Here is a 13,748-nt window from a genome sequence, read left to right as displayed (position 1 = left end):
CATTAGCGCTTGAGGTTGACGAGCACGTCCATGAGTTCGCCGCCGGTCTGGAACACCTTGGAATTGGCCGTGAAGGCGAACTGCGATTCGATCATTGTGGTTAGTTCCGTCGCGGTATCGACGGTCGATTTTTCGAGCTGCGAGGCACGAATGTCGCCAAACGCCCCGGTGCCCGGGAACCCGAGCTGCAAACCGCCGGACGTCGCGCTAATCGAGTACACGTTGCCCGCTTCGGGCGTAAGATTGTCGGGACTCGCCACCGTCGCCAGCGGGATCTGATAGATCGCCTGCCGCGCGCCGCTGCCGTACACCGCATAGAGTTTGCCGTCAGACGAGAACTCGACGTACTCGACAGCACTCGGCTTGTTGCCGTTGAAGTTGGTGGAAAGCGGCTGGAACCCGTCGGCAAGCTCGGTCGTCCCGCCGACGTCGATCACGAGGCTCGAGCCGTTGGGCACGTTCAACTGGATCGTATTCGGCGCAGGACCGGCCGGTGTGACGCTGGCGAACTGACCGTTACCGTCGAACGTCATGATGGCGGTGCGCAGTGGCCCGGAGCTGTACGGAAACGTCGTCGTTGGATTCGCGGTGCTCGAGTCGAAGATCGTTACCTCCCAGGTGGGGGCGGGCCCATACCCGTCTTCGAATAGTAAACGTCGAGAACCACTTCGCGACCGATGTTGTCGACGACAACCATCGAGGTCTTCGCCGAGGATTCCGAGTTCACGAGGTTGTCCGACGGCCGAAGGCCCGCCGGGACCACAGCCGCATCCTCAGGCAGGTTGAAGGCGAACGTTCCCGCCGTCGTCGGCGTAGCTTCGAGCGACACGCTGGATACATTCACCGCCTGCAGGCCCGTCGTGCCGTTCGCAGAGACGGTCGGTGTTTGCCCAGCCGTGAGCGGATAGCCGAGCAGGTAATAACCGCCCGCGTTGACGAGGTTGCCGTCCTGATCCTTCACGAACGAACCGGCGCGCGTCAGATAGCTCGCATCGTTATTGCCGGTACCCGAGCTGACGAGCAGGAAGCCGTTGCCGCTCACGGCAAGATCGGTTTTCGATGTCGTATAGTCGAAGCCGCCCTGCTGGCTGATGCCGTAGCGGATCTGCGTATCGACGCTGCCCGGCTGATAGCTTCCCTTGCCGCTCTCCAGCACCATGGTCGAGAATTCGACAAAGGATCGCTTGTAGCCATGCGTACTCGCGTTGGCGATGTTGTCGCCAACCGAAGCCAGACGGTTCGATTGAGCGGCCATACCGGACACACTGGTCCGCATCATGCCGGAGATGCTCATGCGACGGGATCCTTTGAGAAGCGCTCGGACTCCTCAATTAGACCATTCCCATCTTGCGTGAAGCTGGCGGGCACGGCCGCTTCGCTTCGCTTTTCGGGTGCAGCCTCGACCATCAGCCGGTAGCCGAGATAGCGCTTGGAATCGATCGGATCGTATCCGAGCCGATGCCTCAGCCGCTTCCTGAGCTTGCTGATATGGCTTTCGACCACGTTCTCGTCGATGTCCTCGCTGAAGAGGCCATAGACCGAGTTGAAGATCTGGGTCTTGTTGATTCGGCAACCTCGGTTCGAGACCAGATATTCGAGGATGCGCCGCTCGCGTCTCGGCAGTTGCAGAACCTCTCCACCGATCTCCGGATCGCGCCCATCGAAGTAGACGCGCATGTCGCCCACGTCCGTGTAGTCCGCCTGCCCGCTCGCCCGCCTGCGGATCGCCTTGACCCGCGCGATGATCTCGCGAACGTGGATCGGCTTCCTCACGACATCGTCGACACCGGAAGCGAACAGGTCGAGCGTCTCCTCAAGAGAGCGGTTCTCGTTCATCGCGATCACCGCCGTCACCGACGACCGGCGCCGAATCAGCTTCGCAAGCCCGCAGCGATTCGCACAATCGCCCAGCAGGAAGGCCTCGATGGAGCGCATATCCTGTTCCGAGACAGCGCTCACCCAACCCTCGAATTCTCCCGGCGCGAGCCCACACGCCGAGATCCCTTCTCTACTGAACCAGGACGCATACCCTTCCGTTACGGTCACTCGCTCGTCCACAACGACGATCATGTGATGTTCCCCCGGCCATGTCGGCATCCCCCAAATCAATTACGCAAACCCCACCTGTCCGGGATGCAGTGATTTGCGAATCTAGATCAACGTTTTGTTGAGGATTTCTCAGATTCCAAATCGAATCGCCCTTGATGTGTTGCGCAAAGGGGCCAGTCTCGGTCAGGAGAGTCGCCTTCCGAAGGGGCCGCTACGGAGGGAGCCCGCCCTTTCTCTCAAGCTTGGCGCAAGGCGTGTCGTCTCTACTGAATACCGCACTGGAGGGAGCCTCGGAGCGGCGACATGCACCACACGGACGGCCATCCGGCCTGGGCGAGATGGCTTGGCCTTGGCGTTGCATCTGCGCTCACGATCCTGGGCGGCGCTCACGTCGCCCTCGGCAACAGCCCCGCGGCCATCGTCTACGTCCGGCCCGGCATGAACCAGACCGAGCTGCAATCCGTGCTCGGCCCGCCCCAGTACATCCAGGTGAACGGGCTGCGCCAGGCCTGGCAGTACTGCCCGAACCGTTTCTTCATCCGCTTCCTCGATCGCCGCTGGCGCAAATACGTCACCCATCGCGAAGAGATGTTCATCACCGTCTGGTTCTACGATGGACAGGTCGAGCACATGCGCGCCTACCCCGACGGCGTCATGGGCGAATGCCAGGACTTCTTCGCCGCCTTCCGCTGGGAAGACCGCATCGAAGGCATCGGCATCGGCGCCGTGCAGGAGGACTATCTGGAAGTCGATGAGTACGGCCGCTCGATGAAGTGAGGCAGCACGCGCCGCCGCGAGTCACGACCGCGCCGCGCGCTTTAAGGCGAGGTCGATCGCGGCGTTCACCTCCGCCATCGCGTGCAACGCCTCCTCGCGCAGATCCAGCGGCACCCGATCCGGGTGATGATCCGCCGCAAACTGCCGCCTCAGCCGGGCGAGATCCTTGGACGTGAGGCCTTTCTTTTCCAGCTCCGCCTTGAGCGTCCGCACGGCCTCAGCCGGCCGCACCGCGGGACTTGGCGGCCCCTGGTCCGCACCGTCGTCGTAGGCGCGCTTAAGCGCCCCCTGCGCGACATACCCCGGCGCCACCGTGATATCGCCGAAGCTCGCGACCGACCGTGCGGCCCCCGATCGTCCCGCCGTCAGCTCTTCGAACGAAACGGGCTCCCCGTCGGGATCCAGCCGCACATCGTCGAGCGCCTGCTCGAAAGCATGCTTGCGCTGTCGCCTTCGAAGCCGCGTTGGCCAGACCAAGATCGCTCCTTCCCGGAATGCACCGCATCCCACGTTTTTTGCGATCCTGATGTCGTTCGCTTATTCGGGCCTTGCGTGCCCCGCGACGGGGCGTCGAAGACAAGCCGCAACTATCGCCGCTTGTCCCGGCCCTCCAGGAGATCGGGCCGCTTCTCGCGCGTCACGCGGAGGGCCTCCTCGCGCCGCCACTTCGCGATCTTTGCATGATCGCCCGAAAGCAACACCTCTGGCGTCGGGCGTCCTTCCCACTCGCGCGGCTTGGTATACTGCGGATATTCGAGAAGACCGTCCTCGAAGCTCTCTTGCGCGAGGCTCTCCTCCGCGCCGAGCACGCCCGGCAAAAGCCGCACACAAGCATCGAGCACCACCATCGCCGCAAGCTCTCCGCCCGAGAGCACATAATCGCCGATCGAAACCTCAAGGATCTCACGTCCCGCGATCACCCGCTCGTCGATCCCTTCGAAACGCCCCGCAAGGATCATCGCGCCCGGCCCTTCGGCGAGACGCCGCGCGCGCGCCTGCGTCAACGGCTCACCCCTCGGCGACATGTAAAGCAGCGGCAGACCGGGATCGGCCGCACGCGCGTTGTCGATCGCTTGAGCCAGCACATCCGCGCGCATCACCATGCCCGCGCCGCCGCCCGCCGGCGTATCGTCGACGGCGCGATGACGGCCGATTCCGAACTCCCGGATCTGATGCAGCGAAAGCGACCACAGCCCGGCCTTCAGGGCCTGGCCGACCAGCGAAAGGCCGAGCGGCCCCGGAAACATCTCGGGAAAGAGTGTGAGCACCGAGGCGCGCCACGGCGGGCGGCCTCCGTCAGTAGGACGATGCATGGTCGGTCTCGGCCAGGAAAGGTCCCCAAGGAGGTGGGGCATCGATTTCCGGCCACACTACCAGAATTTAGCGGTTTCAGCGCAATGCCATTGAGATGACGGGCCTGCCCCTCAGAGGGACCGGAGCCCGTTCGTACAGGCGTGCAGCACATCTCCCACAAACGCAAAGAAGCCGCTGAGAAAGCGGTAAAGCGCACGCGCCAGCAGGCCGTCGCCCTGCTCGGCCAAAAAGCGAAAATGATCTTCGAGTTGGAACGTGAGCCTGGACATCGTGCAGCCTCCGTCAGGATCGATAATCCGCGCACGTGCAAATCTACACGCACGATATTTAATAGATCCTGAAGATAGATTCCGGCAGCCGCGCGACGACGCGAAGGCGATTGTCAGACGCCCTCGACCACGGTGATATCGAGCGTCCCGGCTCCCGCGCGCAGCGCCTTGGCCTCGGCATACTCCGGGCTCGTCGCATACCCCAGCGCGTGCTCGTAGCTCGGGAACTCCAGCACGACGTTCCGCTGCGTACCGTTGCCTTCGATGATCTCGCACTTCCCGCCGCGCACGATCGGCCGGCCTTCGAACTTGTCGAGCGCGATCTTGGATTTGGCCACGTACTCGGCCCACTTCTCCGCATCCGTCACGACGGCGTGCGCAATCAAGTATCCCTTCGCCATGGCTGTCTTCCCTGCCGATGTTTCTTTTTAATGAGGTCTCGTACCGCCCACGCCGCGCTTGGCGAGCGCCTCGCGGATATGATGGACGAAAGTCTGCGCCGCCGCCTTCGGATCGTCGGCCTGCGTAATCGGCCGCCCCACCACGATATGGTTGGCACCGGCCCAGATGGCGTGATCGGGCGTCATCACACGTTCCTGATCGTCGGTCGTGCTGCCCTGCAACCGGATGCCGGGCGTGACGATCAGGAAGTCCGGCCCCGTCACCGCACGAATTCCCGCCGCTTCCTGGCCCGATGCGATCACCCCGTCGCATCCTGCCTTGTAGGCAAGCTCCGCCCGCCGCAAGACCAGTTCGGCAGGCGTCGCCGTCGATCCCTGCTCCGTGAGATCCTCGGCCGTGAGATTGGTCATAACCGTCACAGCCAGCAACTTGAGACGGCTGTCGCTCCGGCCTGCAACGGCAGCCTTGAGCGTCTTCAGATCGTGCCCGTGAACGGTCAGGAAATCGACATCCAGCTCCGTCGCGTTGGACACGGCGCGTTCCACCGTGTTGCCGATGTCCAGAAGCTTCATATCGAGAAACACGCGCTTTCCCGCGCGCCTCAGATCGCGCGCGAGATCGAGCCCGCCCACAAACAAAAGCTCAAGCCCGACCTTGTAGAAGGAGACGGACTCGTCGAGCTCGGCCACGAGCCGGCGCGCCTCCTCGATGGTCGGGACGTCGAGCGCGACAATCAGTGAATCCGTTGCTGAGTGCTTGGTCATTCCGGGCTTCAGTGACATTGAACCGGCCCTAGCCATGCAGCAGTTGCGCCGCGCGCGCAAGTCTCCGGTCATCATCCCGAACGGGTGAGCCGCTCAATCATAAAAGCTGTAGTTGAGACCGATGCGCGCGATGCTGGCATTGATCGAGGCGGACGTGTCCAACGGGCTTCGCGTCGTACCTACCGGCGGAACGATCATGGCATGGGACGAGGTCTTCCCGAGATCGACGTAGAGATATTCCGCTTTCAATGACCACGACCCGTCGAGAGCAAGCTCAACGCCACCGCCGAGCGTGTAGCCGATCTTAGTGCTGGTATGGGAACTCGCACCCCGTGCACCTGCACGGCCTGCAACAACGAACTCGTCGTGGAAAGAATTCGACACCTTGACGTCAGCCACAGCAAGGCCGCCGGTGAGGTAAACGAGCAGGTTCGGCGATGCCAGCCACCCGAGGCGGCCACGAGCTGTAAACAGCCAATCCGCGGAGTAGGACGCGGAGACATTGTACGCGAGCGTAGGGAAATTAAGATACACACCATTGATCGCCCCCACATCGCCGCTGAGATCGAAAGCGCTGAAATCGACCTCGCCACCGACAACGAATTGATCGAAGCGGCGGTTCACGCCGAGTTGCGCGCCGCCCGCAAACGATTGCCCCTGCCCCGTCCCCGAGGCATCCCCTTCGACCAATGCGATGTTCACAAGATTTGAGAAATAGGATTGCGGTGACAAGGTCCCGGCATCTGATTCGATGTCGCCGCGGCTCCAGGCACCGCCCACAAAGGCGCCGATATAGACCCCGTTCCATTGTTCGGCCTGAGCAGGAACCGCGCCGGCGGTCGCCATGAGGATCAGTGCCGGGACAGCCATCAGTGCTGGCCGAACATGTGTCAGCGCCTGCCGAATCATTTTGCCTCCCGCTTTTGAGGCGAAGAGTACCAGTCCGACAACGGAACTCAAAGGCGGGGGCGGCGCTCACTGATTGAGACGCCTACAAACAGTCAGTGAAAGTCTTCCGTCACCCGTGCAGCACATGCGCAGCGCGCGCCAGTTTCTGGATGAGTCGCTTGAAGTTCTCCTGGCTGTCCTTGTTCTTCAAGTGGCCGTTGCCCTCGAAAGCATCCGCCGCACGCGAGACCGCGAACTGATCCGGCAGCACCAGCGCGCTCAAGCCCAGCTCCAGCACCGTACGCACGGCGTTGAGCCCGCGAAGCCCACCCATGCCGCCAGGCGATACCGAGCCCAGCGCGAACACACGCGTCTTGAAAACGGCGAGAGGCTCCTCGCCCTCGATCCGCACGCGGCTCACCCAATCGAGCGTATTCTTCAGTAGCGGCGTGATGGAGGCGTTGTACTCAGGCGCCGCAATGAAGATGCCCGTGTGCACCTTCATCAGCGCTTCGAGCTTCCGCGCGTTCTCCGGCACGCCTTCCAGCGCTTCCAGATCGCCGTCGTAGAGCGGCAGCGGATAGTCGCCGAGATCGGCAAACGTCGCGGCGAGCCCGTTGGCTTCGGCGATCTCGACGCCGAGCTGCGCGAGCCGTTTGTTGTAGGATGCGTCCCTCGCGCTGCCCGCGAAGAAAAGAAGCTTGGTCGACGACAGGCTCATAAACCCTCCGTGAGCACGTTACGACGAGACGAGAGGATCAGCCGCCCTTGCCTTCGAAGAAATCTTTGACGCGCGCGAAGAAACCCGCGCTTTCGGGGCTGGTGTCCTTGTGGCTCTCGGCCTCGAACTCTTCGAGCAGATCGCGCTGCCGCCGCGTGAGGTTCTTCGGCGTCTCGACATCCACCTGAATGTACATGTCGCCCACCTGCTTCGAGCGCAGCACCGGCATACCCTTGCCCTTGAGCCGGAACTGCTTGCCGCTCGACGTTCCTTCCGGGATGCGCACGCGGCTCGCCGTCCCGTCGAGCGTCGGCACCTCGATCTGGCCCCCGAGTGCCGCCGTCGTCATAGCGATCGGCACGCGGCAGAAAATGTCGGCGCCATCCCGCTGAAAGAACGAGTGCGGCTTGAGCGAGAGAAAGATGTAAAGGTCGCCCGGCGGCCCGCCGCGCACGCCCGCTTCACCGTCGCCGACGAGACGCACTTTCGTGCCATCCTCGACGCCCGCCGGGATGTTGACCTGAAGCGTCCGCTCGCGCATGACGCGCCCCGCACCCGAGCATGCCGGACACGGGTCGTCGATCACCTCGCCGCGCCCGATACACGTCGGACACGTCCGCTCGATGGTGAAAAAGCCCTGGCTCGCGCGCACCTTGCCCATGCCGCCGCACGTCGGGCACGGCACCGGCTTCGTCCCGGCCTTGGCGCCTGTGCCGGAGCAGACATCGCATGCGACGCTTGTCGGCACGCGGATCTCGGCGGCCTTGCCGTCGAACGCCTCTTCCAGCGTGATTTCCATGTTGTAGCGAAGATCGGCCCCCCGCTCGCGAGACGCCCCGCGGCGCTGTCCGCCGCCGCCGCGCCGTCCGCCCATGAACTCGCCGAAAAGATCGTCGAAAATATCCGACATGGAGGACGCGAAGTCGGGCCCGAATCCACCTTGCCCACGCGCCCCGCCCTGTTCGAAAGCCGCATGACCGAACCGATCGTAAGCAGCCCGCTTCTGCGGATCCTTGAGCGCTTCGTAGGCCTCGTTGAGATCCTTGAAGCTCTGCTCGGCGTCTTGGTCGCCCGGATTGCGGTCGGGGTGGCATTCCTTGGCCAGCTTGCGGAACGCGGACTTGAGATCCTGCTCACTCGCCGTGCGGGGAACACCGAGGATGTCGTAATAGTCGCGTTTGGCCATGGGACGGCATTCTATCGGGCAGAGCGCGGCGGGAAGCAAGACCTATGGCTGAGCGATTGGCGCATCCATCGCGCTCTGTCGGCCCGCCTGCCCCCTTGGCTCATGCAAAATGGGCTCATATGAAAAAGGCCCTCCTCCCGCCGAGCCACGACATTGAGAGCGCGGCAAGCGGAAGGAGAAGCCTGGAGAAAACGGGCCGTTAGGCCTGCTTCTTGTCGTCCTTGACCTCTTCGAAATCGGCGTCGACGACGTTGTCGTCGCTGCCCTTCGAAGAGCTGTCGTCGTCCGAGGATGCGTCGCCGTCACCGCCCTTCGCGGCGTAGATGGCTTCGCCGATCTTCATCGCGACCTGCGCAAGCGCGGTGGTCATGGACTTGATCTCCTCGGCGTCGTCCTTCGCGAGTGCAGCCTTCACGGCCTCGATGGCCTTTTCGACATCGGCCTTCACGGCTGCGACGGCCGCATTCGCCTCGTTCTCCTGAAGCTGCTTCTCGGTCGTATGGACAAGCGCTTCGGCCTGGTTCTTGGCCTCCACAAGCTCACGCTTCTTCTTGTCGTCGGCCGCGTGCTCCTCGGCTTCCTTCACCATGCGTTCGATGTCGGAGTCGGAGAGACCGCCCGAAGCCTGGATGCGGATCGACTGCTCCTTGCTGGTCGCCTTGTCCTTCGCCGACACATGCACGATGCCGTTCGCGTCGATGTCGAACGTGACCTCGACCTGCGGCACGCCGCGCGGAGCCGGCGGAATGCCGACGAGATCGAATTGGCCGAGCAGCTTGTTGTCCGCCGCCATCTCGCGCTCGCCCTGGCTCACGCGGATGGTCACCGCGTTCTGCCCGTCTTCGGCGGTCGAGAACACCTGGCTCTTCTTCGTCGGAATGGTCGTATTGCGGTCGATCAGGCGCGTGAACACACCACCCAGCGTCTCGATGCCGAGCGACAGCGGCGTCACGTCGAGCAGGAGAACGTCCTTCACTTCGCCCTTCAGCACGCCACCCTGGATCGCAGCGCCGATGGCGACGACTTCGTCCGGGTTCACGCCCTTGTGGGGCTCCTTGCCGAAGATCTCCTTCACGACCTGCTGCACCTTGGGCATGCGCGTCATGCCGCCGACGAGAACGACTTCGTCGATCTCGGCAGCCTTGAGGCCGGCGTCCTTGATCGCCTGCTCGCACGGACCGCGAGTCCGCATGATCAGATCGTCCACGAGGCTCTCCAGCTTGGCGCGCGTGAGCTTCATCGTGAGATGCTTCGGGCCCGTCTGGTCGGCCGTGATGAACGGCAGGTTGATCTCGGTCTGCTGCGAGCTCGACAGTTCGATCTTCGCCTTCTCGGCGCCTTCCTTGAGGCGCTGCAGCGCGAGCTTGTCGTTCCGAAGATCGATGCCCTGCTCCTTCTTGAACTCGTCGGCCAGATAGCTGACGAGCTTCATGTCGAAGTCTTCACCGCCGAGGAACGTGTCGCCGTTCGTGCTCTTCACCTCGAACACGCCGTCGCCGATCTCAAGAATGGAGATATCGAACGTGCCGCCGCCGAGGTCGTACACGGCAATCGTCTTGGCGCCGCTCTTCTTGTCGAGACCGTAGGCAAGCGCTGCCGCCGTCGGCTCGTTGATGATGCGCAGCACTTCGAGACCGGCGATCTTACCGGCATCCTTGGTGGCCTGACGCTGTGCGTCGTTGAAATAGGCAGGCACCGTGATCACGGCCTGCGTCACGGTCTCGCCGAGCTTCGCTTCGGCGGCTTCCTTCATCTTCTGCAGAATGAACGCCGAGACCTGCTGCGGCGAATACTGCTTTCCGCTCGCTTCCACCCAGGCATCGCCCGTCGGGCCCTGCACGATCGTGTAGGGAACGAGACCCTTGTCCTTCTCGACCAGCGCATCGTCGTAGCGGCGTCCGATCAGACGCTTGATCGCAAACAGCGTGTTGGTGGGGTTGGTCACGGCCTGGCGCTTGGCGGGCAGGCCGACGAGACGCTCGCCATCGTCCGCAAAGGCGACGATGGACGGCGTCGTGTTCATGCCTTCGGCATTCTCAAGAACCCGGGGCTTCCCCCCGTCCATCACGGCAACGCACGAGTTGGTTGTGCCGAGATCGATACCGATGACTTTAGCCATGTCTCCGTAATTCCTCTTCGTTGCGGCAGACCGTCCGGACCCAAGAAAGGCCGGCGTCCAGATTGTCCGTAAACCCCTCAAGCGGGGGCAATGGATACGGTCCCCAATGGAGAACAATTGATGATGGGCGGTTATATAGGGTGGTCTTTTCCGCGCGCAACGGGCGCGGATCACCGCCGCGTGATCAATTTATGGGGTCCTTGCTTTAACACTTCTCACGCGGGCTGGCGCAAGCCCTTTGTGCTCGCCCCGCGCCCGCAAAACACTGGCTATACTGTCTCTTTACTACCGATAAGTAAGGGCCACGCAGCCTGAGGCAGATGACCGCCCAGGCCGCGCGCGAGAACCCGGCCCGCCGGACCGGGACGGAAAACCCCGCTTACATCGCGTTATCGTTGCCAGGCGGCGGCTGAGAACCAGCGCCGTCCCCTGCATCCGATTGCGGATCCGGATCCGCGGCGCCACCCGGTTCCGCAGCCGGTGCCGGCTTCGGCCCGCCCTTGGCCACAACCACCATCGCCGGGCGCAGCACGCGATCGTCGATCACATAGCCCGCCTGATAGACCTCCACGATGGTTCCAGGCGCCACATCGGCGTTGTGCGCCTCCATCATCGCCTGATGCAGATGGGGATTGAAGGCCTCGCCCTTGGGCACGATCCGCCGCACCCCGTTCTTCTCCAGCGCGTTGAGAAACTCGCGCTCGGTCATCGTAACGCCCTCAAGAAGCCCTTTCAGCACCGGGTCCTGGTCGGCCGCATCCGCCGGCACCGCCTGCTTGGCCCGCTCGAAATTGTCGGCAACCCCCGCCACATCGCGCGCAAACTTGCTGATGGCGTACTTCGCGGTCTCCTCGCGCTCGCGCTCGGCCCGCTTCCTCATGTTATCCATCTCGGCATGCGCCCTCAGCAGCCGGTCGGTAAGGTCGGCGATCTGCCCCTGCAGCGTATCGACCTCGGCCGCCAGGCGCTCCGCCTCCAGAACCGGATCGGACGGAGGCGCCGAGGAAGTTGCATCGGCTCCGCCCGTCGTGCCCGGCGCATTCGGTTTCATCGTCTCGTCAGACATGAGATCTCCAGATCGAAGCGAAAATCTTGAAAGCGCCCAAACGGACCGGCGTTCGGACCGGCTGGCACCGCGTGCCCGAGGCGTGCGGCGCGGGGGCGCAGGATACAAGCGCCCGATATCAGCCGCAGAGGCGGAAAAATCAAGTCAGCACGCGGCTGACGAGCCGCGCCGTGTAGTCGACCATCGGAATGATGCGGGCATAGTTGAGCCGCGTCGGCCCGATCACGCCGAGCACGCCGACCACTTTCCGCTCCTCGTCGTGAAACGGCGCGACGATCAGCGACGAACCCGACAGCGAGAACAGCTTATTCTCAGAACCGATGAAAATCCGAACCCCCTCACCCTGCTCCGCGAGACCCAGGATTTGCACCAGATCCCGCTTGCTTTCGAGGTCGTCGAAAAGCTGGCGGATGCGTTCCAAATCCTCGATCGCGGTCAGGTCCTTCAAAAGGTTCGCCTGCCCCCGCACGATCAGGCTCTTCCTGTCGTCGAGCGAGCCCGACCATTCGGCGAGCCCCGCCTTGATCACCTTCTGCGTCAGTTTGTCGAGTTCGGCTTTCGCTTGTCCGAGCTCCACCTCCACCGCCTGCCGCGCCTCGGCGATGGTGAGCCCACGGATATGCGCGTTGAGATAATTCGCCGCTTCCGTCAGCGCGGACGGCGGCAGGCCCGCGGGCAACCCGATCAGACGGTTTTCGACGTTCTGATCCTCGTCGACGAGCACGACGAGCGCCTTTGTCGGCTCCAGCGGCACGAAATCGATGTGCTTCAAGCGCGCCGTCTGCTTCTCGGCCAGCACCACGCCCGCACAATGCGAAAGCCCGGAGATCATCTCACCCGCTTCCGTCAGCACCTGATCGAGCGACTTGGTGCGCCGGACAGCGATCTGCGCCTCGATCTTGCGCCGCTCCTCCGTGCTGAGGTCTCCGACCTCCAGCAAACCGTCGACGAACATGCGAAGCCCCGACTGCGTCGGCAGCCGCCCGGCCGAGGTATGCGGCGCGAAGATGAGCCCCGCGTGCTCAAGGTCGCTCATCACGTTGCGGATCGACGCGGGCGACAGCGCCATCGGCAACACGCGCGACAGGTTGCGCGAGCCGACGGGTTCGCCCGTGGCCAGATAGCTGTCCACGATCTGCCGCAGAATTTCGCGCGAACGCTCGGAAAGTTTTTTGATTTCGGACTGAGGTTCTGACATCGGGATCTCATGTCGCGAACGGCATGCGGCCGCTCGGGACCCTGAAATAATGGCAGCAAGCCCGTTCAATGCAAGACCCCGGCCGTAATCCACACCCAGCGCAAAGCCGTTGCGGAGGCGTCGAGCCAGGGTCCGTCCGCACCCGCCGATTGAGGTTGATCCCAGTGGGGCCCTCCCTTAGGGTCGCGCGCACACCGAAATAGCGGGATGGAAGGGACAGGGCGACGGCCTTCCCTATGCCGATCTCCCGAGCATTCCGAGAAAGCCGAAACCACATGCGCCCTTCCAAACGCCAGCCTGGCGAACTTCGCCGCGTCTCCTTCGAACGCGCGGTCTCCATGCACGCCGAGGGCTCCTGCCTGATCAAGTTCGGCAACACCCACGTACTCTGCACCGCAAGCCTTGAAGAGCGCATTCCCCCGTGGCTCAAGGGCCAGGGCCGCGGCTGGGTCACGGCCGAATACGGCATGCTCCCCCGCGCCACCACCGACCGCACCCGCCGCGAGGCATCCGTCGGCCACCAGTCGGGCCGCACCCAGGAAATCCAGCGCCTCATCGGCCGCGCACTCCGCGCCGTGGTCGATCTCCCCAAGCTCGGCGAACGCCAGATCTCCATCGACTGCGACGTGATCCAGGCCGACGGCGGCACCCGCACCGCCGCGATCACCGGCGCGTGGGTGGCGCTCCACGACTGCATCCAGTGGATGAAGCTCCGCGACATGGTGAAGGACGGCGTTCTGCGAGACCACGTGGCCGCCATTTCCTGCGGCCTTTACAACGGCACGCCCGTCCTCGATCTCGACTACCTGGAAGATTCGAACGCGGATGCGGATTCCAATTTCGTCATGACCGGCGCCGGCGGCATCGTCGAAGTCCAGGGTACCGCCGAAACCACGGCCTTCAGCCAGGAAAGCTTCGACGCTCTGATGGCACTCGCCCGCAAGGGCATCGCCGAACTGGTCGAGCTGCAGAAACTAACGGTCGCGTGATCGGTT

Annotated in this window: 16 protein-coding genes; 2 read left to right on the top strand and 14 right to left on the bottom strand. The window is 63.4% G+C overall.

The genetic code is table 11. The annotated features are described in order from the left end of the window. Positions 1-2: 2 nt before the first annotated feature. The 3 genes from W911_RS19070 to W911_RS03830 are packed head-to-tail and all read right to left on the bottom strand — an operon-like array spanning position 3 to position 2,070. A complete protein-coding gene (locus tag W911_RS19070; protein WP_482793284.1) occupies positions 3-605 on the bottom strand; it encodes a flagellar hook-basal body complex protein in 603 nt (200 codons plus the stop codon). 2 nt (positions 606-607) lie between these two features. After that, positions 608-1,294, bottom strand: a complete 687-nt coding sequence (locus W911_RS19065; RefSeq protein ID WP_482793282.1) for a flagellar hook-basal body complex protein — start codon at positions 1,292-1,294, stop codon at positions 608-610. After that, positions 1,291-2,070, bottom strand: coding sequence for a response regulator transcription factor (locus W911_RS03830; RefSeq protein WP_023786196.1), 780 nt, complete (start codon positions 2,068-2,070; stop codon positions 1,291-1,293). Before W911_RS03830 ends, W911_RS19065 begins: the two co-directional genes overlap by 4 nt. Positions 2,071-2,352: 282 nt before the next feature. Between W911_RS03830 and W911_RS03825 the strand changes: the two genes are divergently transcribed. Then, positions 2,353-2,826, top strand: coding sequence for a hypothetical protein (locus W911_RS03825; protein WP_023786195.1), 474 nt, complete (start codon positions 2,353-2,355; stop codon positions 2,824-2,826). 21 nt (positions 2,827-2,847) lie between these two features. Here W911_RS03825 and W911_RS03820 read toward each other — a convergent pair whose 3' ends face one another. The 11 genes from W911_RS03820 to hrcA form a co-directional block, all read right to left on the bottom strand. Continuing rightward, positions 2,848-3,303: a hypothetical protein gene (locus W911_RS03820; protein ID WP_023786194.1), complete on the bottom strand. Its 456-nt coding sequence runs from the start codon at positions 3,301-3,303 to the stop codon at positions 2,848-2,850. A gap of 110 nt (positions 3,304-3,413) precedes the next feature. Further along, the gene (gene trmD / locus W911_RS03815) at positions 3,414-4,139 is read right to left on the bottom strand and encodes a tRNA (guanosine(37)-N1)-methyltransferase TrmD (RefSeq protein WP_023786193.1); all 726 of its coding nucleotides are present in this window, start codon (positions 4,137-4,139) and stop codon (positions 3,414-3,416) included. Between the two features lie 111 nt (positions 4,140-4,250). Beyond that, entirely contained in the window at positions 4,251-4,409 is a 159-nt protein-coding gene (locus tag W911_RS18285) for a hypothetical protein (protein ID WP_023786192.1), read from the bottom strand. Positions 4,410-4,522: 113 nt separating this feature from the next. After that, positions 4,523-4,810, bottom strand: coding sequence for a DUF1330 domain-containing protein (locus W911_RS03810; protein WP_023786191.1), 288 nt, complete (start codon positions 4,808-4,810; stop codon positions 4,523-4,525). A gap of 27 nt (positions 4,811-4,837) precedes the next feature. Next, positions 4,838-5,575, bottom strand: coding sequence for an orotidine-5'-phosphate decarboxylase (pyrF, locus tag W911_RS03805; RefSeq protein WP_023786190.1), 738 nt, complete (start codon positions 5,573-5,575; stop codon positions 4,838-4,840). 93 nt (positions 5,576-5,668) lie between these two features. Further along, positions 5,669-6,484, bottom strand: a complete 816-nt coding sequence (locus tag W911_RS17150) for an outer membrane protein (protein WP_023786189.1) — start codon at positions 6,482-6,484, stop codon at positions 5,669-5,671. A 109-nt stretch (positions 6,485-6,593) separates the two neighbouring features. After that, positions 6,594-7,184, bottom strand: coding sequence for an NADPH-dependent FMN reductase (locus tag W911_RS03795; protein ID WP_023786188.1), 591 nt, complete (start codon positions 7,182-7,184; stop codon positions 6,594-6,596). Between the two features lie 37 nt (positions 7,185-7,221). After that, entirely contained in the window at positions 7,222-8,370 is a 1,149-nt protein-coding gene (gene dnaJ, locus W911_RS03790) for a molecular chaperone DnaJ (protein ID WP_023786187.1), read from the bottom strand. Between the two features lie 199 nt (positions 8,371-8,569). Beyond that, positions 8,570-10,489 (bottom strand): molecular chaperone DnaK, encoded by a 1,920-nt coding sequence (dnaK, locus tag W911_RS03785; RefSeq protein ID WP_023786186.1) that lies wholly within the window; start codon positions 10,487-10,489, stop codon positions 8,570-8,572. Positions 10,490-10,868: 379 nt separating this feature from the next. Beyond that, the gene (gene grpE / locus W911_RS03780) at positions 10,869-11,555 is read right to left on the bottom strand and encodes a nucleotide exchange factor GrpE (RefSeq protein WP_023786185.1); all 687 of its coding nucleotides are present in this window, start codon (positions 11,553-11,555) and stop codon (positions 10,869-10,871) included. 139 nt (positions 11,556-11,694) lie between these two features. After that, positions 11,695-12,753, bottom strand: coding sequence for a heat-inducible transcriptional repressor HrcA (gene hrcA / locus W911_RS03775; RefSeq protein WP_023786184.1), 1,059 nt, complete (start codon positions 12,751-12,753; stop codon positions 11,695-11,697). Positions 12,754-13,028: 275 nt separating this feature from the next. On the opposite strand from hrcA, the gene rph reads away from it, so the two are divergent. After that, the gene (gene rph, locus W911_RS03770) at positions 13,029-13,742 is read left to right on the top strand and encodes a ribonuclease PH (RefSeq protein WP_023786183.1); all 714 of its coding nucleotides are present in this window, start codon (positions 13,029-13,031) and stop codon (positions 13,740-13,742) included. Positions 13,743-13,748: the final 6 nt, after the last annotated feature.

The organism is Hyphomicrobium nitrativorans NL23, from assembly GCF_000503895.1.
In the GTDB taxonomy this organism is placed as follows: domain Bacteria; phylum Pseudomonadota; class Alphaproteobacteria; order Rhizobiales; family Hyphomicrobiaceae; genus Hyphomicrobium_C; species Hyphomicrobium_C nitrativorans.
Note: the sequence above shows the minus strand (reverse complement) of the source record. Positions and strands in the feature narration are given on the sequence as shown.

What these genes read in the sequence shown, in the direction of transcription:
- W911_RS19065 (WP_482793282.1), bottom strand. Translation starts at nt 1,294, where the DNA reads ATGAGCATCTCCGGCATGATGCGGACCAGTGTGTCCGGTATGGCCGCT.
- grpE (WP_023786185.1), bottom strand. Translation starts at nt 11,555, where the DNA reads ATGTCTGACGAGACGATGAAACCGAATGCGCCGGGCACGACGGGCGGA.
- dnaJ (WP_023786187.1), bottom strand. Translation starts at nt 8,370, where the DNA reads ATGGCCAAACGCGACTATTACGACATCCTCGGTGTTCCCCGCACGGCG.
- W911_RS17150 (WP_023786189.1), bottom strand. Translation starts at nt 6,484, where the DNA reads ATGATTCGGCAGGCGCTGACACATGTTCGGCCAGCACTGATGGCTGTC.
- W911_RS03795 (WP_023786188.1), bottom strand. Translation starts at nt 7,184, where the DNA reads ATGAGCCTGTCGTCGACCAAGCTTCTTTTCTTCGCGGGCAGCGCGAGG.
- W911_RS03830 (WP_023786196.1), bottom strand. Translation starts at nt 2,070, where the DNA reads ATGATCGTCGTTGTGGACGAGCGAGTGACCGTAACGGAAGGGTATGCG.
- rph (WP_023786183.1), top strand. Translation starts at nt 13,029, where the DNA reads ATGCGCCCTTCCAAACGCCAGCCTGGCGAACTTCGCCGCGTCTCCTTC.
- hrcA (WP_023786184.1), bottom strand. Translation starts at nt 12,753, where the DNA reads ATGTCAGAACCTCAGTCCGAAATCAAAAAACTTTCCGAGCGTTCGCGC.
- trmD (WP_023786193.1), bottom strand. Translation starts at nt 4,139, where the DNA reads ATGCATCGTCCTACTGACGGAGGCCGCCCGCCGTGGCGCGCCTCGGTG.
- pyrF (WP_023786190.1), bottom strand. Translation starts at nt 5,575, where the DNA reads ATGACCAAGCACTCAGCAACGGATTCACTGATTGTCGCGCTCGACGTC.
- W911_RS03825 (WP_023786195.1), top strand. Translation starts at nt 2,353, where the DNA reads ATGCACCACACGGACGGCCATCCGGCCTGGGCGAGATGGCTTGGCCTT.
- dnaK (WP_023786186.1), bottom strand. Translation starts at nt 10,489, where the DNA reads ATGGCTAAAGTCATCGGTATCGATCTCGGCACAACCAACTCGTGCGTT.
- W911_RS18285 (WP_023786192.1), bottom strand. Translation starts at nt 4,409, where the DNA reads ATGTCCAGGCTCACGTTCCAACTCGAAGATCATTTTCGCTTTTTGGCC.
- W911_RS03810 (WP_023786191.1), bottom strand. Translation starts at nt 4,810, where the DNA reads ATGGCGAAGGGATACTTGATTGCGCACGCCGTCGTGACGGATGCGGAG.